The organism is Pseudomonas sp. AC172, from assembly GCF_979258595.1.
The window spans coordinates 4,794,978-4,820,784 of the sequence record NZ_OZ409868.1; the positions used below are offsets into that span (position 1 = coordinate 4,794,978).

Consider the following 25,807-nt stretch of genomic DNA (forward strand, 5'->3'; position numbering starts at 1 on the left):
TGGGTGCGAGCCTGCTCGCGAAGAGGCCGGCCCAGTCACCGCGTCACTTGGATGACCACCTCACCGATCCATCCTCGCCAATAAACTCCTCAAAAATCTCCTCCCCCACCAAGCGGATTTTCGCGTACCCGTTCAACACCCGCAGCGGATACGCCGGGTCGTTGGCATCCTGCGTCTCTGACCACAACACCCGCGAATGCCCGTTCAGCTCACTGGAATTGCCATAAGGAATCGCTCCGTGCCCGGCGCAACGCGCGTGCAAATCACCCTGCTGCGCATAAACGATACCGTTGTGCAGATGCCCCCAATACCAGTAATCCGGCTCGCGCCCCAGTGCATCGCACACCGGTTGATACAGCGCAGTCTTGTTGTGCCCGGAAATATCGAAGCCCTGATGATGGCTGAGCACCATGAGCTTCTTGCGTTTCGGCAGGCCTTTCATCCACTGGATCTGCGGCTCGTTCAAGGTGCCATCCATGTACAGGTTCATCGCATCTGACGCATAGGCCGAATCCAGCCCGACCACCAGCCAGTCATCGTTGATCAAGGCAAAGTAACTGGTGCCCTGCTGCCCCGGAAAACGCTTGGCCAGTTCCTTGAAATAACCATGGGCGCCGCTGTACATCTCGTGATTGGAATTGAGGGTGAATGAGCCATGCGTGCCCATTGGCCAACCGGCCATATCGACGTCTTCCTGGGAATGACTGCCGGCGTAATACACATCGCCGAGGTGAATGGTGAAATCCGCCTGAGCCAGTTGCATCTGATTGGCCACCGACACCGCCGGCGCATGGCTGTCGAACGGCCCGGTGCCCCAGTCGCCGGCGATCGCCAGGGTCACGTCGCGGTCCATCTGCACCACCGCCGGGTCGGTGCCGAACGTCGCGTGATGGCGCAGGTTTTCGATCCACTTCAGCAGGGCCTCACTCCACAACAGATCGAGCAGTTCCCACTTGCGACACCCGAGCAGCGTGCCGTCCTTCAGCACGCGGGTCGCCAGTTGATCGGGCGATTGCGGCAATGGCGTGGCATTGCCGATGCGCAGGATCGACAAGCCGTGCGACAACTCCCACGGCACGCCCGGCTCATCGTCCGGCAAGTCGCCATTTTTCAGCACGTACTGCGCCTGATCATGGCCGCGCTGCAGCAACCTGATGATCGCTTGAAACTCCTGCGGCTCCAGCTCGCTGATGAGTTTCATCCAGGCCATTTCCATGCGCGTGAACAAGCCGTGAATGCGCACTTTGACCTTGTCGTACTCGTGTTCCCAATGACTGACCAGTGACATGGCGTAATCCTCTCTCCGTAAGGTTCACAGGGTTTTCATGAATTCGATCAGAGCCCGCTTGTCGTCGTCCGACAGCGTCGTGCCGTACAGGTGGCCCGTGTTGTGGTTACCCTCCAGACGCGTGTCGTATTTGAAGTCGGCCGAGGCCTTGGCCTGGGCGCCGCTGGTGACAAAACCAACGTTGACCGGATCGTAGATGTCGGAACCGGTGATGAACGTCTGCGGACGTTTTTCTGGTGGTTGCAGCAAGTCCCACAGCGTCGGCACCGAGCCGTTGTGCAGGTACGGCGCGCGCAGCCAGACGCCGTCGGTGGGCGTGTTGCTGTAGCTCTGGGTTTTGCGATAGGCGCCGAAATCGAACGGCGGTTTCTTGAAGGAATGGAACGCGGCCACCAGACCGGTGGTAAACGAATCGAGCCGGTGCGGATCGGTGCCGAGCTGGTCGATGTTGGTCGTGACCTGCCCGGTATCGGCGCGGCCGAAGTCATGACAAGCGGCGCAGTTGGCCTCCCAGATCGGTTTGCCCTGCGCGACTTTCGCCTGATCCAGCGCCCACGGCCACGCCGGCGCCTTGTGCCCGAGCAGCCAGTTGGTCACGCGATTGAAGCTCGGCGGCAACACCGATTCCGGCGTCGCACCGACTGCCATTGCGGCGGCATAGTTGCGTTCGTGGATCTTGTTGTTATTGCCATCCCAGTGCAGGTACATCGATTCGCGCGGTTTCTGGTTCCACACTTGCGGCAGGTCGACGGTGCCGATGGTCGAGTCATCCGGGAAGCCGAACACGACCATTTTCGTCGGGTTGAAGGTGTCGGTACGGCCCGGGCCTTGTTGCGGACGCAGCTTCTGCCAGGCGTAGGCTTGTTTCTGCTTGAGCAAGGCGCTTTTCGCCATCGGCATGATCAGGTAGCGGTTGTAGATTTTTTCGAAGAAGCCCAACTGGAACTTGCTGTTGATCGCCGCCATCACTGCGTCGGTGGTGAATTTCGGGTCGCTGGCGCAATCGTAGGCAAACCATTGGAAGGCTTGCAGTTGCAGGGTATTAGCTGGTGCGCTCGGTACATTGACGGCGACGTCGCTGGCATTGGCGCGGTAGGAACCGGTGTGACACAACGCGCAATTCGGCTCGACAGTCGGGTAGCCGATCTGCCGCTTGGCCATGCCGATCGGCAGGTCCTTGCCGCTCTCGAAGAGGAAGCCGAAGACTTCCCAGCCGCCGGGTTTGGGCATTTTCTCCGGGCACATCTGCGGCAGCACGGCGAACAGGTAATAGGGAATACGCGCCTCGATACCGAGGCCAATCGCGGCGTACTTATAGTGGTCTTCGTCGGAGGCGTATTCCTGTTCCGGCACCACCCGCAGCATCTGATACCAGGTTTCGTAACCAATAAAGCCGAGCACGGCGACCACGATCAGCGTGCCAACCTTGAAGGCGTGACTCTGCCATTGCCGCTGCCACGCCGCGCGCCATTCGCGCCAGCCATCGCAGAGCAGCGCCCATGGCCGGTTCTCCGGCGTGGTGCCGAGGTAGAGCAAAATGCCGAGGATCAGAAAGAAGCTCAGATCGCCCATCAGCATCGGCACAAACACCGAGCCCTGGCTGCTGGTGTTGATCAGGTAGATCCAGAAGATCACCGCGATCAACCGCGTCAGCACACACAGCCAGGAATGCACCACGTAGCGCGGTGCGTTGAAACCCGACGGCATGTAAAACACGCTGATGCCCACCAGCAGCATTCCGGCATTTTCCAGCCATGGGTCGGAGAGTTGCGGCGGCAGCCCGACCACCGATGTCAGCAAGCCCGGCGCGAACAGCGCAGGGATGGCGAACACCATGTTCATCGCAATGCCGATCCAGATGAAGCGTTGAAACCAGCGGATGTAGCTGTCCATGTCATCCATTTCCTTGTGCAGACCCAAGAGGTGTAGCGCCTGACCTTCAGCTATCGCTGGCAAGCCAGCTCCCACAGGGAAAGTGGTGCCTTTGTGGGAGCTGGCTTGCCAGCGATGCAGTCGACTCGGTTTCCAGTCAACCGAGGGCAGTTTTCTCCAGGTGTTCAAGGATGATCGGGTAGACATCGACCACTGCGTTCTTGCCGAACATGCAGTCGATGTGGCCGTAGCCAGACACCACCTGCCGGCTGTAGCGCGCAGGCCCATGCATGTCGCACAAACGCTGGTAGGTTTTAAGGGTGCTTTCCGGCAGGTAACACTGGTTGTCGGCACCGCTGATAAAACAGATCGGCATGGTCAGCCGGTCAAAGTGCGGCATGTACACATCGTTGCCTTTGAAATCCACCAGATGCCCTTTACGCACGATCAGCGCCAGGTGCTCGAACGTTTCGATGTTCGACTCGCCGAACAACTCGTGCAGGTTGTCGTGCAGGGTTTCATTGAGGGTGTCGTGGCGATACAGCGAGGCGTACATGAAGGTAATGCGGTGGCACACCGGGTTGGTGCAATAACCCTGCGCCTCGATCCGCGCGTAGCCGTTGAGGGCCTTGTCGTAGAGCTTGTTGAACCAGTTTTCCTTGCTGTCGGCGTAAGCAGTCATCGACTTGATGCCGATCGCATCAAGCATCCCTGGCAGGTGCAATCCGGCCTTCAGCCCCGTGGCAGTGGCAACCACGGTGTCCGCAGCAATCTGCGAGCAGACCACCGAACGCACGCCCTGCAAACCGGCGAGCAACGACATGAAGAACGTCGTCGCGCCATAGCAATGCACCACGCACTGCACATCGCGGGCGTTGGTTTGCTGCTGGATCTGCGCGATGGCAGCCTTGAAGTCGTACTGGGCAATCTGATCGCCGCTCCACTCCTTCTTGCTCGCCGGCAGCAAAATGCTCACGCGAAAATCCAGCAGCCACACGTCATAGTCGTGCTTGCACAGGTATTCGAGGAGGTTGGTCTGGATGGTGTCGGTGGAGAAGATATTCGACCCCACGCCCAAGCCATGCACCAGCATCACCGGGCCTTTGCTGCCAGCCTGATAACGCGTCAGGCGCAATTCGACGCCATCTTCGGTGGGGAAGAAATGCACTGCCGGAACCGGTGCATCCAGCGGCCGCTTCAACCGTGGCGGTGCATCCGGATTGAAGTAGATATCCCCGGCAAACACGCCGCCGTAGCTTTCCCAGAGAATCCCGGCGAAGAACTTGCCGAACCGCGCCAGCCCTTCGATACGCTCACGCTCGTTGCGCGCATTGAGGACTTTCATGGTGGTCATCTGTTTGGCGAAATCGGTTGGATGAATGTGCATCACCCCGGAGCCGATCACCTCGCCAGTCTTGTCCGGCCCGTGATACAGCGTCACGTAGAGCGTGCTGGTGTCGTGCCAGATATTCAGCACGCCGTTGTCTTCCGGCACGGTTTTGAAGGCGCTGAAGAAGTAATCGTTGCCGTCCTCGGCGGTCAGCTTCATGTCGTATTTCATGTGGCGCGTATCGACCTGCTGCTCGAATTGCTCGAACAGGTTGAACACGCCGTTGCTGGCGGTCAGTGGTTTGGCTGACAGCGCCGGCGCGCTCACCGTGCCGACAATGGTTGCTGCGTGCTCCGGCTCCTTGATCATCCGGTTCATGTCATTGGCGGTGATGGTCAGGGTGAAGTCGATCGGTGAATTGTCCGCCTCGCCGCGTTTGGCCGCTGCTTCGTAGACTTTCAGATCGGTGCTTTGCGCCGCAGTGAAGGCGCGAGAGAAATAGCCCTTCATGGTTTCGGTGAACTGCACGCCAAGGGTCGGCGGCGCCACCGGTTTGCGTGGCGCCGACGGCAGCGTGTAGTCGATCTGCCAGCCACGGTCGGCGGCGAGCAGGCCCATGTTGCGTTCGCTCACGGCGGAAATCGTCAGCAGCGGATTCACCGCCAATGAGGTCGGAATCACCGCGCCGTCAGTCACGTAAAGGTTGGCGTAGACATCGCTGCCACTGGCGCCACTGAACACCTGGCCCTTGTGATTGACCACGCCTTGCGCAGCGTCTTCGCCCATCACGCAACCGCCCAACGGGTGTACCGAGACGATGCTGTGCTTAAGCAATTTGGTCCAGATCGGATTTTCCACCCAGACCCCGCCCAACGCCTTGGTGCTCTGCTGCAAACGCTGGTTGCCGAGCTTGAAGTTCTCCTGCTCGCCAACGCCGGGCCAATCGATGCGCAGCTGGTCCTTGTTGTCGAGGACCATCCGCCCCTGGCCGCTGTCGTGGCTCATGATCAGGTAGGTCTGCATGTTGTGCAGCGCGCCGTAATACGGGCCGCGCAGGAAGCTTTCGGCTTCACGCTCCTTGTACTTCACCTTGCCGCTGAAACTGTCATCGCTGGCCACGCCGATCATCTCGGCAAACCCGGCCATCGCCGGCACCATCGGCCGGCCGAGGGCGCCGGGGATTGAGCCTTCTTCGATGACCATGCGGCTGCGCCAGTCGCCTTCGGTGCGCATATCGATGACCGAGGTAATGCACGGGCCGACCGGGTGCAATTCCTTGGCCGGGTGCGCGCCAAAACCGATGCCGTTGATGACCTGTTCGCAGTTGTGGCCGAAGCCGAGGATGTCACCGTTGCCACTCATGTTCTCGCCGAGCTGGCCGGACATCACCACGCCTTTGTCCCGCGTACGCAGCAAAATCTCAGTGGAGCCGAGGGTGCCGGCGGAGACCACGACGATGTCAGCCTTAACGAACAACGTCGGTGCGCTGAACATCTCACGACCACTGTCGAGGTACTGGAAATGCACGATCCAGCCGTCGCCATCACGTTCCAGGTGCCGCACTTCGGCCTGGCAGAAAATCTCCGCGCCGTGGTTCCACGCGTCCGGCAGATAGTTCATCAGCGTGGTGTTCTTGGCCTTGTTGTTACAGCCCGAAACGCAGTCGCCGCACTGGTTGCACGGCAGTTGCTCAACGCCGACATGGTTGAGGTTGTTCGGCAGTTTGTCGAAGGTCACGTTGATCGGCGGTTTGTAGAAATGCGCGCCTTGCTTGAGGTAATCCGCCGATTTCTTGTTGGCGTCGAGCTTGGGCAGATTCGGCGAAGTGCTCGGGTAAGGATTGGGTTTGAGCATTTCCCGGGCGCGGGCATACCCGTCCTTGAGCAACGTGTCGCGGTGTTCACGTACCGCTTGCGGCCAGCGCGGGTCATCGAACACGCCCGGCTCTGGCTCGAGGGCCACGTTGGCGTTGATCAACGACGTGCCGCCGAGGCCGCAACCGACCACGACGTTTTGCTGAGCGTTGACGTGCAAGTCGAACAAACCGGTGCGCGACCCGATATGACCATCCGGGTCGTGCACCTGCAGCTCTTCGGTAGCGGCGATCATGGTGTTGGGGTATTCGCCGGGCTGGATTTCCCGACCGCGTTCGAGCAGGCACACACGTTTGCCGGCACGGGACAGGCGCGAGGCAGCAATGCCGCCGCCGTAGCCTGAACCGATAACGATCACATCGTAGTGTTCCTTGATCTCGCTGATGGGCGTTGCGATCCGTGTCATGAGGTGCATCCTCTAATCAGGCAGATGGGGGCAACTCTGCGGTTGCCTGCAATCAATGGGCGAACGGGCACCTGGCCTCCGGAACGAGTCCGGCGACAGCACAGCGGTCTGGCGGGTGAGGCGCGCTACAGGCGAGCGTGCTGATTGGCGGCGCGCCGAAGCGTGCGCTTGCGTGGCGAGGGCGGGGGGCGGTGCGGCTGGCTATCCATCATGCGTTCTCCCAGAACCAGATGTGGATAAGTGACGGCTGTCCTTGTGCCATTGCAGTGAAGACAGCGCTGGAATCGAAGTCAAGGCAACGCCTTAGAACTGTATGAAATCTGATCAATTGCCGTTTGGACTATGGCGGACGGGGCTTGCAGGGTTTGGCAAACAAGTTATCCACATAGCCACCCACAGCAAATGGGGGTAACTGTGGATGAACGGGAAAATAACTCACTGATTTGTGAAGAAAAGTCGTGACTTATCCAGAAGGACGGTTTGCGAAACGCATTGGTTGTTTTTTGATCAGAACTCCGTAGACCACGTTTTTAATGGGCTGTAGAGGATGGCGAACACCTTATCCACAGAAGCGCCAACAGAGATCGGGGGTAACTTTGGCCTTGCTGTGGAAAAGCGTTGGAGGCTGTGTGAAATCGGGGTTTGTGCAGGGGATTTTCGTTGAAACAGATGAATTGATTGTTTTTTGATCAATTCTTTGCAGGCTACGGTTTATACGGGTCTCAGCGGATAGCGAACATCTTATCCACAGAAGCGCCAACAGAGATTGGGGGCAACTTATTGCGTAATCCTGCCGGAAAAAGCTCCGAAAATCCGTGACTTAGGCTGGTTGTTTTTTGATCGGAGGGCTGTAGGGCTTGATTGGCGTGGGGTCTAGAGAGGGGCGAACACGTTATCCACAGATCCGCCAACAGGGATTGTGGGTAAAGCTACCCTCACCCCAGCCCTCTCCCGGAGGGCGAGGGAGCCGACCGAGGTGTGTTGGAAGACTTATGCGGTGTCCTTAGCTTGGCCAAACCTGAGTTCACGCCCATCTCTCAGGTCGATGTAACGCTTGAGCACGCCACCGTAGGTCCCCTCTCCCTCCGGGAGAGGGCTAGGGTGAGGGGCTTTTCAGCGGACGACGCCTTCTTCAATCAGCAGCTTGAGGATGGCTTCGGCGCCGGCTTGGGGGGTGACGCCTTTGAGCACTTGCCCACCGCCGCCACTGGCTTTGGCGGTAGCGGCTTTCATGCGGTCGGCGCCACTTTTGGCTTTGATCACCTTCAGCCGTTTGGGCCGAGGCTTGGCCGGTTGCAAAGTGGCGACCGCGAGCAACTCATCGTCCACCACTTCGATGTCTTCAGCCTGCAAGACCCCGCGTCGCGCCGGACCATAAGCACTCTGCCGAGGCTTCGGCGCAGCGTTATCCACAGTCGCCAGAAACGGCAGCTTGACCTTCAACCGCCGCCGTTGCCCACGCGGCAAGGCTTGCAGCACCAGCGCCGAACCGTCATTGATCGACTCGACCTGCGCCAGCCCGACCACCAACGGCCAACCCAGACCTTCGGCGAGCAAAAACGGCAGCATCCCCGAACCTTCACCGGTTTCCGCCTGGCTGCCGGTCAGCACCACTTGCGCGCCAGCATCACGCAAATACTCAGTCAACGCTGGCAATGCATCAGCACCCGTGGGCTGTTCCAACACATGCATCTGCTCAAGCCCCATGCCCAGATAGGCGCGCAGTGCCGGTTCCGCCACGTCGCCGGCATGCAACACCTGCAGGTTATCCCCAGCCAGTTGCAAACCCAGTTCCACGGCGCGCGCGTCCTGATCGGCGCGGCGTGGCCTGCCGGAAGTCGGGTGGGCGCCAATTGAAACCAGACTGATAACTTTCGTGTTCATAGCGTTTCCTTAAGCCGCATCGCGCTTGGCTTCGTTGCGGTAAGCCGCGACCGCTTCGATCAACGCCTGCAGAATCTCTGCACTTTCGCCAATCACTGACAAATCGGCACGCTTGATCATGTCGCAACCCGGATCGAGATTGATCGCCACCACCTTGTCGCAAGCGCCAATGCCTTGCAGGTGCTGGATCGCACCGGAGATACCCACAGCCACGTAAACCCGCGCAGTGACCCAAGTGCCGGATGCGCCGACCTGGCGATCACGAGCCATAAAGCCGTCGTCCACCGCCACCCGCGAAGCGCCTTCGGTAGCGCCGAGTGCCGCCGCCGTTTCGTGAAACAGCTGCCAGTCCTTGACGCCGTTACCGCCGGAGAAAATGAATTCGGCTTCGGCCATCGGAATCGCTGCCGGATCCACCGCCACCGCACCGAGATCTTCAATCCGCGACAGGCTGCGCGCGACACTTGTGGATAACTCCACCGGCAACGCTTCATGGCGAGTTTCACTGACCGGCTCGGCGCATTCGGCGGCAGCCAGAATCAACCGTGCGGCGGGACGGGCAAGGTCTTGCAGCCCAGCGCCAGCGCGGCCGATGCATTCCTGATCCTTGACCTGCCAGACCCGCGTCGCCGGGCGCTCGCCGAGTGCAGCGGCAAAGCGCCGGCCGAGTTCGCCACCACCGCTGCGGCTATCCGGCAGCAGCCAATGACGTGGGTTGAACTGGTTATCCACAGCGCGCAAACCTTGCACGCGTTGCTCCGGTGCATAACCGCTGAACTGTTCGCCGTCGAGCACCAGCAAGCGATCTACGCCTGCGGTGGCGAAAGCATTTTCCTTGTGCTCACCAAAGACCACCGCCAATACCGCGCCGTCCTGACCGGCAAGCTGATGGGCGAGGCCGAACAGATCACGGTCGTGGCTGCTCAAGCGGCCACCGACCATGTCGGGCACCACGCTGATGTAGAACGCTGGCGCGGGCACCTGATGCAGCGGCAATTGCACTTCCACAGCAGCGGAACGTTTGACCGCCCCGCCCTGTTGCGCGCCGCTGCGATCGATGCGTTTGAGGCCGTTGGGACCGATAAAACCGATGCCGTGCGGATTCTTGCGGATGACACCGTTGGGCCCCATCCAGCTGTGTTGCGCCGGTTGCATCGCCGCATGCAGCGGGTGCAGGCGGTTACGCGCAATCCATTCGGCGCGCGGGTCGCGGCGGATAATGTCGCTCATCAGTGGGCCTCCGCTGGTTCACGTTTGGCCGGGGTGGCAGGCTTGCTTGGCGCGGCGTCTTCGAGCAGTGCGTCGGCGACCAGTTCGGCGATGTCCTTGATCAGTGGACGCGGTTCGACCACACCTTCGAGCATCGCCGTGCATTGTGGACAACCCACGGCCACCAGTTCAGCGCCGGTCTCGCGGATGTCTTCCATGCGCATATCAGGAATCCGCTGTTTGCCCGGAATGTCAGTGATCGGCGCCCCGCCGCCGCCGCCACAGCAGCGCGAGCGGAAACCGGAACGTTGCATCTCTTTGACTTCAATGCCGAGTGCCCGCAGCACTTCACGCGGAGCTTCGTACTCGCCGTTGTAGCGGCCGAGGTAGCACGGATCGTGATAGGTCACGCTGTTGCCTTTGTGCTGACCAAGATTAAGCGCGCCGGCCTGAATGATTTCCGCCATGTAGGTGCTGTGGTGCTGCACCAGGTAGTTGCCGTCGAACGCGCCGTACTCGTTTTTCAGCACATGGAAACTGTGCGGATCGCAGGTGACGATGCGGTTGAAACTGTATTTGGCCAGAGTCTGGATGTTGCGTTTGGCGAGCAACTGGAAGGTCGCTTCGTCACCGAGACGGCGGGCCACGTCGCCACTGTCACGCTCTTCGAGACCGAGTACGGCAAAGTCGATTTTTGCCGCTTTCAGCACTTTGACGAAGGCGCGCAGGGTGCGCTGGTTACGCATGTCGAAGGCACCGTCGCCGACCCAGAACAGCACGTCGGTGGATTTCTTTTCGCTGAGCAGATTGAGGTTCAAGTCCGCCGCCCAGTTCATCCGTCCGCCCGGAGCAAAACCGCCGGGGTTGTCGGTGGCGATCAGGTTTTCGAGGACTTCGGCGCCCTTGTTCGGGGTTGCGCCTTTTTCCAGGGTCAGGTGACGGCGCATGTCGACGATGGCGTCGACGTGCTCGATCATCATCGGGCATTCCTCGACGCAGGCGCGGCAAGTGGTGCACGACCACAGTGTTTCGGCGTCGACCAGACCGTTGACGATTGGTTGATGTGGATTGCCTGAGTGTTCGCCGATGGGTTTGCCCGGATAGGGGCTGCCGGCGAACTTGGCATCGGTGCCGCCAGCGAGGCCGACGACCATGTCCTGAATCAGCTTTTTCGGGTTCAGCGGCTGGCCGGCGGCGAAGGCCGGGCACGCGGCTTCGCACTTGCCGCACTGCACGCAGGCGTCGAAACCGAGCAACTGGTTCCAGGTGAAATCCTTGGGTTTCTCAACCCCTAACGGCGCTGAAGGATCATTGAGATCCAGCGGTTTCAGGCCGGTGGAACGACCACCACCAAAACGTTCAGCGCGACGGTGCCAAGCCAAATGCAAAGCACCGGCAAAGGCGTGTTTCATCGGCCCGCCCCAGGTCATGCCGAAAAACAGTTCCGACACGCCCCACAGCACGCCCATCCCGAGAATGACGGCGAGCACCCAGCCGCCAAAGTTCTCCGGGAGGATTCCGGCCACCGGCAGGGTCAGCAGAAAGAACGACGCCGAGAACGCCAGCAGGCTTTTCGGCAGGCGCATCCACGGGCCTTTCGACAGCCGCGCGGGCGGGTTGCGCCGACGCAGATAAACGAAGATCGCGCCGACGAACATCACCGCCGTCATCAGCAGCAAGGCGTAACCGAGGATGCGGTTGTGCAGGCCGAAACCGTGCACCAACAGCGCCAGCACAATCGACGCTACCGCACCGCCCGCCGTGGCGACGTGGGTGTTGGCGATGTATTTGTCCCGCGCCACCACGTGGTGCAAGTCGACCATGTAGCGTTTCGGCATGGCGAACAGGCCGCCGATCAGATCGACCTTCGAGGCCCGGCCCCGACGCCACATGGCCACCCGCCGTAACGCACCGAGGACACCAAGGCCGATAGCTGCGAACAACAGGATTGGAAGAAGGGTGTTCAACATAGGTGAAGCTCCCAAAGACCGCAGGGTCTTGCAGGTCGAGTTGCCTTACTCGGTCACTGTGGGAGCGAGCTTGCTCGCGAAGGCGGACTGACATTCAACATCGATGTCGACTGATCCACCGCTTTCGCGAGCAAGCTCGCTCCCACAGGGTTGTGTGCAAACCTTTAGAAGTCTTTACACAGTCTGAGCGCGTCGTAGATCGCGGCGTGCGTGTTGCGCTGCGCCACGCAGTCGCCGATGCGGAACAGCAAGTAGCCGTCGCCCGCCTCACTCAGCGAAGGTTGCGGCTGGATCGCGAACAATGCTTCGACGTCGATCTGGCCCTTGTTGCGCGAACCCTCTTTGAGCGCGTAGTAGATTTCCTCATCCGGACGCACACCGTTTTCCACCACCACCTGATCGACCACCCGCTCCTCTTTGGCGCCGGTGTATTCGTTCTCCAGCACCGCGACCAGTTTGTCGCCTTCGCGGTAGACCTTCTCCAGCATCATGTCGCCGGTCATGATCACTTCTTTCGGGTACATGCTGCGGTAGTAGGTCGGGAACGACGTACCGCCGATGGCCACGCCCGGTTTGATGTCGTCGGTGACGATCTCGACCTGGCTGCCCTTGTCGGCGAGGAAGTCGGCAACCGACATCCCGGTGAACTCGCAAATGGTGTCGTAGACCAGCACGTTCTTGCCCGGCGCAACCTTGCCGTCGAGCACGTCCCAGCTGCTGACCACCAGCCCTTCGGCGGCGCCCCAGTGCTCGTTTTGCTCCAGGTATGGATGCCCGCCAACTGCCAGCACCACTACATCCGGACGTAAGTCCATGATGGTGTCGGCATCGGCCGCCGTGCCCAGGCGCAAATCGACTTTCAGCCGCGCCAGCTCCAGCTGAAACCAGCGAGTAATACCGGCGATCTGGTCGCGCTGCGGCGCTTTCGAGGCGGTGGTGATCTGCCCGCCGATGAATTCTTTCTTCTCGAACAGGGTCACGTCGTGGCCACGCTCGGCGGCAACGCGTGCCGCTTCCATGCCGGCAGGGCCGGCACCGACGATGACCACCTTGCGTTTCGGCCCGGTGGATTTCTCGATGATGTGCGGCACGCCCATGTATTCACGGGAGGTCGCGGCGTTCTGGATGCACAACACGTCGAGACCTTGATACTGACGGTCGATGCAATAGTTAGCGCCAACGCATTGCTTGATCTGGTCGATCTGGCCCATCTTGATCTTGGCGATCAGGTGCGGGTCGGCGATGTGCGCGCGGGTCATGCCGACCATGTCGACGTAACCGCCTTCAAGGATGCGCGTGGCCTGGTTCGGGTCCTTGATGTTCTGTGCGTGCAGCACCGGCACCTTGACCACTTCCTTGATCCCGGCGGCCAGATGCAGGAACGGCTCCGGTGGATAACTCATGTTCGGAATCACGTTGGCCAGGGTGTTGTGAGTGTCACACCCCGAGCCGACGACGCCGATGAAATCGAGCATGCCGGTGTCGTCGTAATACTTGGCGATCTGCTTCATGTCCTCGTGGGACAAGCCGTCCGGGTGGAACTCGTCGCCGCACAGACGCATGCCCACGCAGAAGTCGTCACCGACCTCGGCGCGTACGGCTTTCAGTACTTCCAGACCGAACTTCATCCGTCCTTCGAAGGTGCCGCCCCATTCGTCGGTACGCTTGTTGACGCGCGGGCTCCAGAACTGGTCGATCATGTGCTGGTGCACCGCCGACAGTTCAACGCCGTCGAGACCACCGGCCTTGGCCCGGCGTGCAGCCTGGGCGTAGTTGCCGATCACCCGCCAGATTTCTTCCGGCTCGATGGTTTTGCAGGTCGCGCGGTGTACCGGTTCACGGATGCCCGACGGCGACATCAGGGTCGGCCAGTGGAAACCGTCCCAGCGCGAGCGCCGGCCCATGTGGGTAATCTGAATCATGATCTTGGCGCCATGCTTGTGCATGGCGTCAGCGAGATTCTGGAAGTGCGGAATGATCCGGTCGGTCGACAGGTTGACCGAACTCCACCACTGCTGCGGGCTGTCGATGGCGACCACGGAGGAGCCGCCACAGATCGCCAGGCCGATGCCGCCCTTGGCTTTCTCTTCGTAATACTTGACGTAGCGCTCGGTGGTCATGCCACCGTCAGTCGCGTAGACCTCGGCGTGCGCGGTACTGAGCACGCGGTTGCGGATGGTCAGTTTGCCGATCTGGATCGGCTGGAACATTGCTTCGAAAGCCATGGCGGGTTCCTCGACTTACAACGGCTTGACGGTGAACAGGCCGTCGTCGTGGCCTTCTTCGGAGCCACCGTAGACTTGTTCGGCAACCGTGCGAATCTTGCTGCCGCGTGCCTCAAGAATCTGGTCCATCGCACCGGCAAACCAACCGGTGAACATGTAGTCGACCTTGCGCCCGACCTTGCCGTAGACGTAGACGAACGCCGAGTGTTCGAGCTTGACGCTGGCGGTGCCTTTGTCGAGGTCGATGTCCTGGATCTTGAACAGGCCCCAGCCGCGTTGCGACAGGCGCTTCATGTAGTGTTCGAACACCGCGACGCCTTCCAGACCGTGGCATTCGGCTTCTTTCTCGCACCAGTGCCAAGCGGACTTGTAGCCGGCCTTGTAGAGGATCTCGGCGTAGGCGTCAGCGCCCAAAACCTCTTCGATGCCCATGTGGTTATTCACAAAGAAGTGACGCGGCACGTAGAGCATCGGCAGGGCGTCGGAGGTCCAGACACCGGTCTCGCTGTCGACTTCGATTGGCAATTGCGGGGCGATCTTGGCCATGGAAACTTAACTCCAGAAAATTTTAGATTCAGTGTTGGCCGCGGCCCTCACCCCAGCCCTCTCCCAGAGGGAGAGGGAGCAGATCGGCGGCGGTCTTGAGAAAGCGTTACTCGCCCCAGACGTCTTTGAGGACGTTGACCCAGTTCTCGCCCATGATCTTGCGCACGACGCGCTCGGAATGGCCGCGCTTGAGCAGGGTTTCGGTCAGGTTCGGGAACTCGCCAACGGTGCGGATGCCCAGCGGATTGATGATCTTGCCGAAGCTCGTCAGGCGGCGGGCATAGCCCTTGTCGTGGGTCAGGTATTCGAAGAAGTCCTGACCGTGCCCCTGGGTGAAGTCGGTGCCGATGCCGATGGCGTCTTCGCCGACGATGTTCATGGTGTATTCGATCGCTTCGGCGTAATCGTCGATGGTCGAATCAATGCCTTTGGCGAGGAACGGCGCGAACATGGTCACGCCGACAAAACCGCCGTGGTCGGCAATGAACTTCAGTTCTTCATCGGATTTGTTACGCGGGTGCTCTTTGAGACCCGACGGCAGACAGTGGGAGTAGCACACCGGTTTTTTCGATTCGAGGATGACTTCTTCGGAAGTCTTCGAACCGACATGGGACAGGTCGCACATGACGCCAACACGGTTCATCTCGGCGACGATTTCGCGACCGAAGCCCGACAGGCCGCCGTCACGCTCGTAGCAACCGGTGCCGACCAGGTTCTGGGTGTTGTAGCACATCTGCACAATGCCGACGCCGAGCTGCTTGAACACTTCGACATAGCCGATCTGGTCTTCAAAGGCGTGGGCATTCTGGAAGCCGAAGAGGATGCCGGTCTTGCCCTGTTCCTTCGCGCGACGGATGTCGGCGGTGGTGCGCACCGGCATCACCAGGTCGCTGTTTTCGCGGATCAGCTTCTGGCTGGCAGCGATGTTGTTCACGGTCGCCTGAAAGCCTTCCCACACCGACACAGTGCAGTTGGCTGCCGTCAGACCGCCCTTGCGCATGTCTTCGAACAGCTCGCGGTTCCATTTGGCAATGATCAGACCGTCGATAACGATGCTGTCGGCGTGTAATTCGGCTGGGCTCATCAGGCGTCCCCTTATTGGCGATTCATGCGCCGAATCGTCTGCCGGCGCTTTGGGGCCAGCATATGCCTCGGTGCCGGGGCGACCGGGTGCAAAAACGACAGGGGAATTGCCGAAAGCGTCAATCCGCGACAAAGGGTCGCCAGACGCTCCGATCAGCTACCTGTTCAAGCCCGCACGCTTGAGCCAGAATCTGGCGCATCTTGGAAACACCACTGGATTAGAGCGGCGACAACAATGAAATCGATCTTCCTGGCTTTGGCACTGATGGCGACCGGCGTACACGCCGCTGAAGAGTCCGACAACAACCCCTGCGACGCCGTCGAAAACGACGTCCAGACCCTGGAATGCTCGACCTACAGCCGCACCACCGCCGAAGACCTGCTCAAGGACAACTACGCCAGCCTGACCGAACGCATGCAGACGGCGTACGGCAAGAACCCGACGCAACTGGCGGACATTACCGCCAAGATCAAGACGGCGCAGCAGCAGTGGCTGAAGACGCGGGATGCGGATTGCGCGGTAGAGGCGTTCCCGGCGACGGCGGGGAGCAAGGCGTTTACGATTGCGCAGAATGACTGCGTGGCGCGGATGAGTGATGAACGGTCGGAGTTTTTGGAGTCGATTGGGCAGGAATGATCCTTATAGCTCGGAGGAAAGCTGGAATCGTTTTCTGCTTTCATCGCGTCAATCTCCTCTTCCTACAAAAGATACCGTACATGCCTACACGTATTGCGTGAACGCCTTTATCTGCGGGGTTTTCACGCAATACGCTGACATCTGTTTTCAGTTGGCCAAGCGAAAAATATAAGCAAAGATTCGATAATCTTATAAAAGACTTATATTCTTCCATGAACAGCATCCACTGGACTCGAAAGGCCGTTAAGCAACTTTTGAAATTGCATTCTGTGCATCAGGTACAGGTTCGGGATGCCGTTACGGCGCTTGCCGACATGCCTGATGTGGGTAATGTCAAAGCACTGATTGGCCATGACTACGCCTACCGCCTGCGTGTCGGCAATTATCGAGTGATGTTCGACTGGGACGGCGCAATCAAAGTGGTCAGTATTCAAGAGGTCAAAAAACGCGATGAACGCACCTACTGACATCCAAATCATCAACGACGCCGAGGGCAAACCGGCCTTCGTGGTCATTCCCTATGCGCAATACGTCGCACAGAAAATGCAACCAGATCTGATCCCCCATGAGGTAGTTAGCCGCATGGTCGACGGGGCAACACCGATCCGAGCCTGGCGCGAACACCTCAACCTGACTCAGGAAGAAGTCGCCAAACGCATGGGCATTTCGCAACCGGCGTTTGCCCAGCAGGAAACCGTCGCCAAGCCTCGCAAGGCTACGCGTGAGAAAATTGCAGCAGCGTTCGGCATCACCGCCAATCAGCTAGAGCTGTAAGCTGCCCCCTTCACTTCAAGGAATTTCCCATGAACATCTGCGGCATTGAAATCAAAGGCAGCGAAGCGATCATCGCCGTGGCTGCTCTCGACGGCTCGGCCCTGAGCCACGTTCCCCTTGCCACCAAGAAAATCGCCCTCGAAGACGATGATGAAGCGGCGAACGTTAAGCTGTTCGCGGCGCAAGTGGCGTCGTTTGTGCGGGAGAATTCGATTGACCGGATTGCGATCAAGAAGCGCAGCAAGAAGGGTGAGTTTGCCGGTGGGCCGACGACGTTCAAGATTGAAGGGATTTTGCAGTTGCTCGATGGGTGTGAGGTGACGTTGTTGTCGCCGCAGACGATCAATGCGCAGGCGAAGAAGCATGATTTCGAGCTGCCGGGGACGCTGAACAAGTATCAGCATGAGGCTTATAAGGCGGCGTGTTCGGCGTTGGTGAAGAAGTAACGCGATTCCCGAAATCACCTTGGAACCTGTGGGAGCGGGCTTGCCCGCGATGGCGGTGTGTCAGGCAATAACAATGTTGGATGTGCTGGCCTCATCGCGGGCAAGCCCGCTCCCACAGGGTTCTAGGGTGTTGCTGAAACCACTCAGGCCTGGGCGGTACGGCGGTCTTCGCGGGGGCAGCGGGCGAATTTTGCGCGGTAGCTACGGGTGAAGTAGGACGGCGATTCAAAGCCGCAGGCGATGCTGACTTCGAGCACGCTCATGTCGGTCTGGCGCAGTAGCTGCCGGGCCTTTTCCAGGCGTAACCGAAGATAAAAATTGCTCGGCGTATCGTTCAGGTGCAGCCGGAACAGGCGCTCCAGTTGCCGTCGCGTGACCTTGATCGATTCCGCCAATTGCAGCGTGGTCAGCGGCGGTTCGCTGTGCTGCTCCATCTCGCCGATCACCTGCACCAGTTTCTTGTTGTTGATGCCGTAACGCGTGGCGACTTCCATGCGCTGGTGGTCTTTGCGTGGGCGAATGCGCCCCAGCACAAACTGTTCGCTGACCTGGATCGCCAGTTGCGGGCCGTGGGCCTGGGCGATCAGATCAAGCATTAGGTCGATGGAAGCCGTGCCGCCGGCCGAGGTGATGCGCCGGCGGTCGATCTCGAACAGCTCCTGAGTGACGCTGAGCTGTGGATAAGATTCCTTGAAGGCATCGATGGCTTCCCAGTGCAGCGTCAGGCGATGACCATCAAGCAGGCCCGCCTCAGCGAGGACAAAGCTGCCGGTGTCGATGGCACCGAGGGTCACGCCTTCGTTATCCAGCCGTCGCAACCAGTGTTCAAGGGTGGGCGTGGCGAACTTCAATGGCTCAAACCCGGCCACCACCAACAACGTCGCACCTTTCTTCAACGGTTCCAGCGCCGCATCGGCATTGACCGACATGCCGTTGCTCGCCAGCACCGCCCCGCCATCGGCACTCAACACATGCCAGCGATACAACTCGCCACGAAAGCGGTTGGCCACGCGCAGCGGTTCAATTGCAGAGATAAAGCCAATAGCGGAGAACCCCGGCATCAGCAGAAAGTAGAAGTCCTGAGACATGTGCGCACTCGATTCGCGGGTAACGAGAGGGAGGGGAGCGTGGATCGTTGATACGCCGATTGTCGTCGGCGTTCAAGCGCGCAGGTCGCTACAGTGCAAATGCCAGTCGCCGCAGTGCGCTTTCATGGGCGCACAGCTGCGTAACTTTGCATCACCGGCACGACAGATGCCGGAACTCACAATAAACGACCTGCCGAGGAACCCGACATGAAACGACTGATCAGCAGCTGTGTTCTTGCACTCAGCGGTACCGCTTTCTTGAGCACCAGCGTCATGGCGGCCGACCCGGCATCGTGCCAGAACGTACGCATGGGCGTGGTCAACTGGACCGACGTGATCGCCACCAGTGCCATGACCCAGGTCCTGCTCGACGGCCTCGGCTACAACACCAAACAAACCAGCGCCTCCCAGCAAATCATCTTCGCCGGGATCCGCGATCAGCGTCTGGACTTGTTCCTCGGTTACTGGAACCCGCTGATGACCCAGACCATCACGCCGTTCGTCGACGCCAATCAGGTCAAGGTGCTCGAAGCACCAAGCCTGAAAGACGCCCGTGCGACCCTCGCCGTGCCGACTTATCTGGCTGACAAGGGCCTGAAGACCTTCGCCGACATCGCCAAGTTTGAAAAAGAGCTGGGCGGCAAGATTTACGGCATCGAGCCAGGCTCGGGCGCCAACACGCAGATCAAGGCAATGATCGCCAAGAACCAGTTCGGTCTCGGCAAATTCCAGTTGGTCGAGTCCAGCGAGGCCGGCATGCTCGCCGCCGTCGATCGCGCCGTGCGCCGCAAAGAGGCTGTGGTGTTCTTCGGCTGGGCGCCGCACCCGATGAACGTCAATGTGAAGATGACGTATCTGACCGGCAGCGACGACGCCCTCGGCCCGAACGAAGGCATGGCCACGGTGTGGACGGTCACTGCGCCGAAATACGCCGAGCAGTGCCCGAACGTGGGCCGTCTGCTGACCAACCTGACCTTCACCGCCGAGGACGAGAGCCGGATGATGCAACCGCTGCTCGATCACAAGGACGCTTTCGAATCGGCCAGGCAATGGCTCAAGGATCACCCCGAAGACAAGCAGCGCTGGCTGGAAGGTGTGACCACTTTTGACGGCAAACCGGCCGCTGAAAACCTCCAGCTGACCAGCAAATAACCCTCTCATTTAAAAGCCCCTCACCCTAGCCCTATCCCGGAGGGAGAGGGAACTGAACGAAGCTTCGCAGCTCCCGCAACGGGCTGCGGACAGACCCATCACGCCTGAAGGAAACCGCACCATGAACCACGACGTCATCATCACCTGCGCACTCACCGGTGCTGGCGACACGACCGCCAAGAGCCCGCACGTGCCGGTCACCCCGAAACAGATCGCAGCGGCAGCCGTTGAAGCGGCCAAGGCTGGCGCCACGGTTGTGCACTGCCATGTGCGCGATCCGCAGACCGGCAAGTTCAGCCGTGACGTGGCGCTGTACCGCGAAGTGATGGAGCGCATCCGCGAGGCGGACGTCGACATCATCGTCAACCTCACCGCCGGCATGGGCGGCGACCTCGAAATCGGCGCTGGCGAGAACCCGATGGAATTCGGCCCGAACACCGATCTGGTCGGCCCGCTGACCCGTCTGGCGCACGTTGAAGAACTGCTGCCGGAAATCTGCACCCTCGATTGCGGCACGCTGAACTTCGGCGATGGCGACACCATTTATGTGTCGACGCCGGCGCAACTGCGTGCGGGCGCCAAGCGTATTACCGAGCTAGGCGTGAAGGCCGAACTGGAGATTTTCGACACCGGTCACCTGTGGTTCGCCAAGCAGATGATCAAGGAAGGGTTGCTCGATAACCCGCTGTTCCAGCTGTGCCTGGGCATCCCGTGGGGTGCGCCGGCCGATACCACCACCATGAAAGCCATGGTCGATAACCTGCCAGCCGACGCGGTGTGGGCCGGCTTCGGCATTGGCCGCATGCAGATGCCGATGGCCGCGCAAGCGGTGCTGCTGGGCGGCAACGTGCGGGTCGGGCTGGAAGACAACTTGTGGCTGGACAAAGGTGTGCTGGCGACCAACGGCCAATTGGTTGAGCGCGCCACCGAAATCCTCAGCCGCCTCGGCGCCCGTGTGCTGACCCCGGCGGAAGGCCGCAAGAAAATGGGCCTGACCCAGCGCGGTTAACTCGAATTTACCTCTGACCCTGTGGGAGCGAGCTTGCTCGCGAATGCGATGGCTCTGCTGATGAAGATGCTGCGGATGTAACGCCCCCTTCGCGAGCAAGCTCGCTCCCACAGGGATCGCCACAACTTTCAGGAAATCACCATGAGCTTTATCACCGATATCAAAACCTTCGCCGCGCTGGGCAGCGGTGTCATCGGCAGTGGCTGGGTGGCCCGCGCCCTCGCCCACGGCCTCGATGTGGTGGCTTGGGATCCGGCGCCCGGCGCCGAAGCGGCGCTGCGTAAACGTGTGGCCAATGCCTGGGGCGCGCTGGAGAAAAACGGTCTGGCACCGGGCGCTTCGCAGGATCGTCTGCGCTTTGTCGCGACCATCGAGGAGTGCGTGCGCGATGCCGATTTCATTCAGGAAAGCGCTCCGGAACGTCTCGATCTAAAGCTCGATCTTCACAGCAAAATCAGCGCAGCGGCCAAGCCCAATGCGCTGATCGGTTCGAGTACCTCGGGCCTGTTGCCGAGCGAGTTTTACGAGAGCTCGACGCATCCGGAGCGTTGCGTGGTCGGTCACCCGTTCAACCCGGTTTATCTGTTGCCGCTGGTGGAAGTTGTCGGTGGCAAGAACACCGCACCGGAAGCCGTGCAGGCAGCGATGAAAGTCTACGAATCCCTCGGCATGCGTCCCCTGCATGTGCGCAAGGAGGTGCCGGGATTCATTGCTGACCGCTTGCTTGAAGCGCTGTGGCGTGAGGCGCTGCACCTGGTCAATGACGGTGTGGCGACCACTGGCGAGATCGACGATGCGATCCGTTTTGGCGCTGGTCTGCGCTGGTCGTTCATGGGGACTTTCCTGACTTACACGCTGGCTGGCGGCGATGCAGGCATGCGCCACTTCATGTCGCAATTCGGCCCGGCGTTGCAGTTGCCGTGGACGTATCTGCCGGCGCCGGAACTGACTGACAAGTTGATTGATGATGTGGTCGAGGGCACCAGTGATCAGCTCGGCCGGCACAGCATTTCGGCCCTGGAACGCTATCGTGATGATTGCTTGCTGGCGGTGCTTGAGGCGGTGAAGACCACAAAGGAAAAGCATGGGATGGCGTTCAGCCAGTAATGCGTTCGCGTCAAACCGCTGCCCTCACCCTAGCCCTCTCCCAGGGGTAGAGGGGACTGACCGCGGTGCTCATGCGAGTTACGCCGACTTGATCTATCGAGCCGAACTCAAGTCTTGAAAGGCCCCCGATCTGCTCCCTTCCCCCTTTCCCCCCTGGGGGAGAGGGCTGGGGTGAGGGGGTAGCTCTTGATCTTAAAAATCCGCCCACTGCCGGAACCCAAACCATGCCACACCTCACCACCTACCAAACCACCATCATCCCCGACTGGGTCGATTACAACGGCCACCTGCGCGACGCCTTCTACCTGCTGATCTTCAGCTTCGCCACCGACGCCCTGATGGACCGTCTCGGCATGGACAGCAACAACCGCGAAGCCAGCGGCCACTCGCTGTTCACCCTCGAACTGCACCTCAATTACCTGCACGAAGTGAAGCTCGACAGCGAGGTCGAAGTGCGTACACAAATCATCGGCCACGACAGCAAACGCCTGCACCTCTATCACAGCCTGCACAAGGTTGCTGAGGATGAGGAACTGGCCGGCAACGAACAGATGCTGTTGCACGTCGATCTCGCCGGCCCGCGTTCGGCGCTGTTCAGCCCGGACACCTTGAGCCGCCTGCAAGACATCGTCGCCGAGCAAAAAGACTTGCCCGCCCCCGCTTACATCGGCCGCGTTATCGCGTTGCCGCCTGCAAGGTAAATCCATCGATCGCTAGGAGCCGCCATGAACACCGCTGCCGCTGTTGCCGATTTCCGTACTTATCCGTTGATCAGCGCGCTAAGCGGCGTGCAGAGCCTGGCGGATCGCGTTGCCATTGAATGGGCTGACGGTCGCGTCAGCCCGTTTCACGCTGTCTGGTTGCGGGATAACTGCCCGTGCCAGCAGTGCGTCTACAACGTCACCCGTGAGCAGGTTTTCGAGATCGTCGATGCGGCTGAAGATCTGAAACCCACAGCCGCACACATCGATACCGACGGCTGCCTGCGCGTCGACTGGCACGACGGTCACCTCAGCCGTTTCGATCCGGGCTGGTTGCGCGCGCATGCCTACGATGATGAATCCCGCGCCGAACGTCTGGCCGCCAAGCCCAAGCCCTTTCTTTGGCGTAGCGATCTGCAACTCCCGGTGTTCGAATACGCGGCACTGATGAACGACAACGCCGCGCTGCTGCAATGGCTGCTCGCCGTGCGCGACATCGGCCTGACGCAAGTGCGCGGCGTACCCACCGAACCCGGTTCGCTGAAGCTCATCGCGCAACGTATTTCCTTCATTCGTGAAAGCAACTTCGGCGTGCTGTTCAACGTGCAGTCCAAGGCGGATGCCGACAGCAATGCCTACACCGCTTTCAACCTGCCCTTGCATACCGACCTGCCGACTCGCGAGCTGCAACCTGGATTGCAATTTCTGCATTGTCTGGTGAATGACGCAGAAGGTGGCGAGAGTATTTTTGTCGATGGTTTTGCGATTGCCGATGCGTTGCGCAGTGAAGACCCGGCATCGTTTCAGGCGCTGTGTGAAATCCCCGTGGAGTTTCGCAACAAGGATCGCCATAGCGACTATCGCTGCCTGGCGCCGATCATTGCTTTGGATGCCTTGGGACGTGTGGCGGAAATTCGCATGGCGAACTTTTTGCGCGGGGCGTTTGATACGTCGGTGGAGCAGATGCCGGTGTTGTATCGGGCGTATAGGCGGTTTATTGCGATGACGCGTGAGCCACGGTTTCGGTTGATGCAGCGGCTCAATGCGGGCGAACTGTGGTGCTTTGATAACCGCCGCACGTTGCATGCGCGCAATGCGTTTGATCCGGCAACCGGGGCGCGGCATTTTCAGGGCTGCTATGTCGACCGGGATGAGTTGTTGTCGCGGATTCTGGTGTTGCAACGCTAGACCGCGTCATCGTTCTTCGCGAGCAGGCTCGCTCCCACAGGGGTCGGCGGCGTTTCACAAATATGCGGCCAGACCCAAAACTTGTGGGAGCTGGCTTGCCAGCGATGACGTCGGTAGGAACAACAAACTTCTCTCTGACAAACAGGCAAAAAAAGCCCCGATACAAGCCGTGACAGGATCGGGGCAGAGGGTACTTTTGAGGAGCTGCCGTGCGAGGGTGACCAAACCTTCGTGTTGCAAGCTGAGTTCAGTGTGCCCACTCTCTTGAGCGGCAAGTTAGCCGAAAACGACCTGTTCATAGTCGTCGCAGCCACGCAGACAAAACGCCCTTGCCGTGCCCCGGCGGGGCTACCAGAATCGAGCCACGACCTCCGTTACCGAAGAAGGATGCGCGTCATGATGTATGCCGATTTGATCGATCAGGAAGATTTGTTGGGCCAGCTCAAGGCATTAGGCATTCAAGTACCCAGTGGTACTACCGCCGATCAGGCTTGCGAGTGCGCGGTGCGCGGTCTGGATAATGTTCGCGCGTTTGAACTGCGCAAGATGGTCAAGGACATGTACACCAGCGGCGCCAGTATTCAACCGGCGGTACGTCAGGCGATCGACAAGCAGTTGTTGCCGGCACTCGCCGATTTCCAGCAAAGCCACAGCGCCTGACAGGCCCTCATCGCTGGCAAGCCAGCTCCCACAGGATCTGCGCCGGACACAAATATTGTGTTCAACCGGATCACTGTGGGAGCTGGCTTGCCAGCGATGAAGTTGACTCGGTCTAGAGCCTTACGCTGGCAAACGTCGACTCATTGCGCGCCTGACTCAACGCCGACATCGGCCCCGACAGCGGCGACATCACGATCGCCTGCGGCAGCGGCAGCATCGCCACCTGCTGGGTGGTGTTGGAGCCTACGCGCTCGTCACGCGGCGGAATGCCGAAGTATTCGCGGTAGCACTTGGAGAAGTGCGGCGTCGAGACGAAACCACACACCGACGCCACTTCGATGATCGACATCGGCGTTTGCTTGAGCAACTGCCGGGCGCGGATCAGGCGCAGCTTCAAGTAATAACGCGATGGCGAGCAGTGCAGGTATTTCTGGAACAACCGCTCCAGCTGACGACGCGACACGGCGACATACACCGCCAATTCATCCAGGTCGATCGGCTCTTCCAGATTGGCTTCCATCAGCGCGACGATTTCCTGCAGTTTCGGCTGGTTGGTGCCGAGCATGTGCTTGAGCGGCACGCGCTGGTGATCCTGCTCGTTGCGGATACGCTCGTAGACGAACATCTCCGAGATCGCGGCGGACAGTTCACGGCCGTGATCGCGGCTGATCAAGTGCAGCATCATGTCCAGCGGCGCGGTGCCGCCGGAGCTGGTGAAACGGTTACGGTCGAGGGTGAACAAACGAGTGCTCATGGCCACGCGCGGGAAAGCTTCCTGCATCGCCGCCAGACATTCCCAGTGCACGCTGCAATCGAAACCGTCGAGCAGGCCAGCGCAGGCCAATGCCCAACTGCCGGTGCACACGGCGCCGAGGCGCTTGGACTGACGCGCCTGGCTTTGCAGCCATGAAACGTGTTCGCGGGTAACGGTGCGCTGGATACCGATGCCGCCGCAAACGATCACAGTATCCAGTGGCGGGGCTTTGTGCATGGAGGCGTCGGGGGTGATTTGCAGACCGTCACTGGCCCACACCTGGCCGCCGTCGACGGTGAGGGTGCTCCAGCGATACAGCTCGCGACCGGACAATTGGTTGGCCATGCGCAGGGGTTCTACTGCGGAGGCCAGAGAAATCAGCGTGAAATTGTCCAGCAGCAGAAAGCCGATGGATTGAGGCGCACGGTTCTGGGGTTGGGCCCCGGAGTTGAACGACGTCATCGCGGTATCTCCTCACACAAAGCGGGTGATGGCCTCAGGCGGAGGCTCTTGTTATTGCCAGCGTTCTCGCGTGGGAGACGGGCTTTGTTATGACAGAGCAATTGCCATGCCTAAAATTGGATGGCCGTTCAATAACTCCTGA

At 60.1% G+C, this 25,807-nt stretch carries 21 protein-coding genes; 10 read left to right on the top strand and 11 right to left on the bottom strand.

What is annotated here, in order from left to right; genetic code table 11:
- Nucleotides 1–43: 43 nt before the first annotated feature.
- From ACZ0A4_RS21690 to ACZ0A4_RS21730, 9 genes are all read right to left on the bottom strand, one after another.
- Nucleotides 44–1,288 (bottom strand): metallophosphoesterase family protein, encoded by a 1,245-nt coding sequence (locus tag ACZ0A4_RS21690; protein ID WP_463576323.1) that lies wholly within the window; start codon nt 1,286–1,288, stop codon nt 44–46.
- Nucleotides 1,289–1,312: 24 nt separating this feature from the next.
- Nucleotides 1,313–3,181, bottom strand: coding sequence for a c-type cytochrome (locus tag ACZ0A4_RS21695; protein ID WP_463576324.1), 1,869 nt, complete (start codon nt 3,179–3,181; stop codon nt 1,313–1,315).
- A gap of 136 nt (nt 3,182–3,317) precedes the next feature.
- Nucleotides 3,318–6,770, bottom strand: a complete 3,453-nt coding sequence (locus tag ACZ0A4_RS21700) for an alpha/beta fold hydrolase (protein WP_463576325.1) — start codon at nt 6,768–6,770, stop codon at nt 3,318–3,320.
- Between the two features lie 1,113 nt (nt 6,771–7,883).
- Nucleotides 7,884–8,654 carry an electron transfer flavoprotein subunit beta gene (gene etfB, locus ACZ0A4_RS21705; protein WP_463576326.1) on the bottom strand — a complete coding sequence of 257 codons (771 nt, stop codon included), beginning with the start codon at nt 8,652–8,654 and terminating at the stop codon, nt 7,884–7,886.
- A 9-nt stretch (nt 8,655–8,663) separates the two neighbouring features.
- A complete protein-coding gene (gene etfA, locus ACZ0A4_RS21710; protein ID WP_463576327.1) occupies nt 8,664–9,884 on the bottom strand; it encodes an electron transfer flavoprotein subunit alpha in 1,221 nt (406 codons plus the stop codon).
- Complete coding sequence (gene dgcB / locus ACZ0A4_RS21715) at nt 9,884–11,833, bottom strand: dimethylglycine demethylation protein DgcB (RefSeq protein WP_463576328.1); 1,950 nt, start codon at nt 11,831–11,833, stop codon at nt 9,884–9,886. Before dgcB ends, etfA begins: the two co-directional genes overlap by 1 nt.
- 164 nt (nt 11,834–11,997) lie before the next feature.
- A complete protein-coding gene (dgcA, locus tag ACZ0A4_RS21720) occupies nt 11,998–14,058 on the bottom strand; it encodes a dimethylglycine demethylation protein DgcA (protein ID WP_397482269.1) in 2,061 nt (686 codons plus the stop codon).
- Nucleotides 14,059–14,073: 15 nt separating this feature from the next.
- Nucleotides 14,074–14,604, bottom strand: coding sequence for a DUF5943 domain-containing protein (locus tag ACZ0A4_RS21725; RefSeq protein WP_005792152.1), 531 nt, complete (start codon nt 14,602–14,604; stop codon nt 14,074–14,076).
- Between the two features lie 106 nt (nt 14,605–14,710).
- A complete protein-coding gene (locus ACZ0A4_RS21730) occupies nt 14,711–15,688 on the bottom strand; it encodes a dipeptidase (protein WP_027610650.1) in 978 nt (325 codons plus the stop codon).
- 234 nt (nt 15,689–15,922) lie between these two features.
- On the opposite strand from ACZ0A4_RS21730, the gene ACZ0A4_RS21735 reads away from it, so the two are divergent.
- From ACZ0A4_RS21735 to ACZ0A4_RS21750, 4 genes are all read left to right on the top strand, one after another.
- Nucleotides 15,923–16,324, top strand: a complete 402-nt coding sequence (locus tag ACZ0A4_RS21735) for a lysozyme inhibitor LprI family protein (protein WP_463576329.1) — start codon at nt 15,923–15,925, stop codon at nt 16,322–16,324.
- 212 nt (nt 16,325–16,536) lie between these two features.
- Nucleotides 16,537–16,791 carry a type II toxin-antitoxin system RelE family toxin gene (locus ACZ0A4_RS21740; RefSeq protein WP_064388148.1) on the top strand — a complete coding sequence of 85 codons (255 nt, stop codon included), beginning with the start codon at nt 16,537–16,539 and terminating at the stop codon, nt 16,789–16,791.
- Nucleotides 16,775–17,098 (top strand): helix-turn-helix domain-containing protein, encoded by a 324-nt coding sequence (locus ACZ0A4_RS21745; RefSeq protein ID WP_222834145.1) that lies wholly within the window; start codon nt 16,775–16,777, stop codon nt 17,096–17,098. Before ACZ0A4_RS21740 ends, ACZ0A4_RS21745 begins: the two co-directional genes overlap by 17 nt.
- A gap of 29 nt (nt 17,099–17,127) precedes the next feature.
- Nucleotides 17,128–17,544, top strand: coding sequence for a DUF3010 family protein (locus ACZ0A4_RS21750; RefSeq protein ID WP_463576330.1), 417 nt, complete (start codon nt 17,128–17,130; stop codon nt 17,542–17,544).
- A 143-nt stretch (nt 17,545–17,687) separates the two neighbouring features.
- Here the strand turns inward: ACZ0A4_RS21750 and ACZ0A4_RS21755 are convergent, their stop codons facing one another.
- A complete protein-coding gene (locus tag ACZ0A4_RS21755) occupies nt 17,688–18,632 on the bottom strand; it encodes a GlxA family transcriptional regulator (protein ID WP_123454170.1) in 945 nt (314 codons plus the stop codon).
- 207 nt (nt 18,633–18,839) lie between these two features.
- Between ACZ0A4_RS21755 and ACZ0A4_RS21760 the strand changes: the two genes are divergently transcribed.
- The 6 genes from ACZ0A4_RS21760 to ACZ0A4_RS21785 all read left to right on the top strand — a co-directional run bounded on the left by ACZ0A4_RS21760 (nt 18,840) and on the right by ACZ0A4_RS21785 (nt 24,449).
- Entirely contained in the window at nt 18,840–19,784 is a 945-nt protein-coding gene (locus ACZ0A4_RS21760) for a choline ABC transporter substrate-binding protein (protein WP_463576331.1), read from the top strand.
- A 121-nt stretch (nt 19,785–19,905) separates the two neighbouring features.
- Nucleotides 19,906–20,793, top strand: coding sequence for a 3-dehydrocarnitine:acetyl-CoA trimethylamine transferase CdhC (gene cdhC, locus ACZ0A4_RS21765; protein ID WP_016983621.1), 888 nt, complete (start codon nt 19,906–19,908; stop codon nt 20,791–20,793).
- Between the two features lie 141 nt (nt 20,794–20,934).
- Nucleotides 20,935–21,900, top strand: a complete 966-nt coding sequence (locus tag ACZ0A4_RS21770) for an L-carnitine dehydrogenase (RefSeq protein ID WP_463576332.1) — start codon at nt 20,935–20,937, stop codon at nt 21,898–21,900.
- 224 nt (nt 21,901–22,124) lie between these two features.
- Nucleotides 22,125–22,601: a thioesterase family protein gene (locus ACZ0A4_RS21775; protein ID WP_463576333.1), complete on the top strand. Its 477-nt coding sequence runs from the start codon at nt 22,125–22,127 to the stop codon at nt 22,599–22,601.
- 24 nt (nt 22,602–22,625) lie between these two features.
- The gene (locus tag ACZ0A4_RS21780; RefSeq protein WP_463576334.1) at nt 22,626–23,789 is read left to right on the top strand and encodes a gamma-butyrobetaine dioxygenase; all 1,164 of its coding nucleotides are present in this window, start codon (nt 22,626–22,628) and stop codon (nt 23,787–23,789) included.
- Nucleotides 23,790–24,185: 396 nt separating this feature from the next.
- Nucleotides 24,186–24,449, top strand: a complete 264-nt coding sequence (locus ACZ0A4_RS21785) for a hypothetical protein (protein WP_095112758.1) — start codon at nt 24,186–24,188, stop codon at nt 24,447–24,449.
- A gap of 112 nt (nt 24,450–24,561) precedes the next feature.
- On the opposite strand, the gene gbdR is transcribed toward ACZ0A4_RS21785, so the two are convergent.
- Nucleotides 24,562–25,665 (bottom strand): choline metabolism transcriptional regulator GbdR, encoded by a 1,104-nt coding sequence (gene gbdR / locus ACZ0A4_RS21790; protein ID WP_007949927.1) that lies wholly within the window; start codon nt 25,663–25,665, stop codon nt 24,562–24,564.
- Nucleotides 25,666–25,807: the final 142 nt, after the last annotated feature.

What these genes read in the sequence shown, in the direction of transcription:
- ACZ0A4_RS21690 (WP_463576323.1), bottom strand. Translation starts at nt 1,288, where the DNA reads ATGTCACTGGTCAGTCATTGGGAACACGAGTACGACAAGGTCAAAGTG.
- ACZ0A4_RS21695 (WP_463576324.1), bottom strand. Translation starts at nt 3,181, where the DNA reads ATGGACAGCTACATCCGCTGGTTTCAACGCTTCATCTGGATCGGCATT.
- ACZ0A4_RS21700 (WP_463576325.1), bottom strand. Translation starts at nt 6,770, where the DNA reads ATGACACGGATCGCAACGCCCATCAGCGAGATCAAGGAACACTACGAT.
- etfB (WP_463576326.1), bottom strand. Translation starts at nt 8,654, where the DNA reads ATGAACACGAAAGTTATCAGTCTGGTTTCAATTGGCGCCCACCCGACT.
- etfA (WP_463576327.1), bottom strand. Translation starts at nt 9,884, where the DNA reads ATGAGCGACATTATCCGCCGCGACCCGCGCGCCGAATGGATTGCGCGT.
- dgcB (WP_463576328.1), bottom strand. Translation starts at nt 11,833, where the DNA reads ATGTTGAACACCCTTCTTCCAATCCTGTTGTTCGCAGCTATCGGCCTT.
- dgcA (WP_397482269.1), bottom strand. Translation starts at nt 14,058, where the DNA reads ATGGCTTTCGAAGCAATGTTCCAGCCGATCCAGATCGGCAAACTGACC.
- ACZ0A4_RS21725 (WP_005792152.1), bottom strand. Translation starts at nt 14,604, where the DNA reads ATGGCCAAGATCGCCCCGCAATTGCCAATCGAAGTCGACAGCGAGACC.
- ACZ0A4_RS21730 (WP_027610650.1), bottom strand. Translation starts at nt 15,688, where the DNA reads ATGAGCCCAGCCGAATTACACGCCGACAGCATCGTTATCGACGGTCTG.
- ACZ0A4_RS21735 (WP_463576329.1), top strand. Translation starts at nt 15,923, where the DNA reads ATGAAATCGATCTTCCTGGCTTTGGCACTGATGGCGACCGGCGTACAC.
- ACZ0A4_RS21740 (WP_064388148.1), top strand. Translation starts at nt 16,537, where the DNA reads ATGAACAGCATCCACTGGACTCGAAAGGCCGTTAAGCAACTTTTGAAA.
- ACZ0A4_RS21745 (WP_222834145.1), top strand. Translation starts at nt 16,775, where the DNA reads ATGAACGCACCTACTGACATCCAAATCATCAACGACGCCGAGGGCAAA.
- ACZ0A4_RS21750 (WP_463576330.1), top strand. Translation starts at nt 17,128, where the DNA reads ATGAACATCTGCGGCATTGAAATCAAAGGCAGCGAAGCGATCATCGCC.
- ACZ0A4_RS21755 (WP_123454170.1), bottom strand. Translation starts at nt 18,632, where the DNA reads ATGTCTCAGGACTTCTACTTTCTGCTGATGCCGGGGTTCTCCGCTATT.
- ACZ0A4_RS21760 (WP_463576331.1), top strand. Translation starts at nt 18,840, where the DNA reads ATGAAACGACTGATCAGCAGCTGTGTTCTTGCACTCAGCGGTACCGCT.
- cdhC (WP_016983621.1), top strand. Translation starts at nt 19,906, where the DNA reads ATGAACCACGACGTCATCATCACCTGCGCACTCACCGGTGCTGGCGAC.
- ACZ0A4_RS21770 (WP_463576332.1), top strand. Translation starts at nt 20,935, where the DNA reads ATGAGCTTTATCACCGATATCAAAACCTTCGCCGCGCTGGGCAGCGGT.
- ACZ0A4_RS21775 (WP_463576333.1), top strand. Translation starts at nt 22,125, where the DNA reads ATGCCACACCTCACCACCTACCAAACCACCATCATCCCCGACTGGGTC.
- ACZ0A4_RS21780 (WP_463576334.1), top strand. Translation starts at nt 22,626, where the DNA reads ATGAACACCGCTGCCGCTGTTGCCGATTTCCGTACTTATCCGTTGATC.
- ACZ0A4_RS21785 (WP_095112758.1), top strand. Translation starts at nt 24,186, where the DNA reads ATGATGTATGCCGATTTGATCGATCAGGAAGATTTGTTGGGCCAGCTC.
- gbdR (WP_007949927.1), bottom strand. Translation starts at nt 25,665, where the DNA reads ATGACGTCGTTCAACTCCGGGGCCCAACCCCAGAACCGTGCGCCTCAA.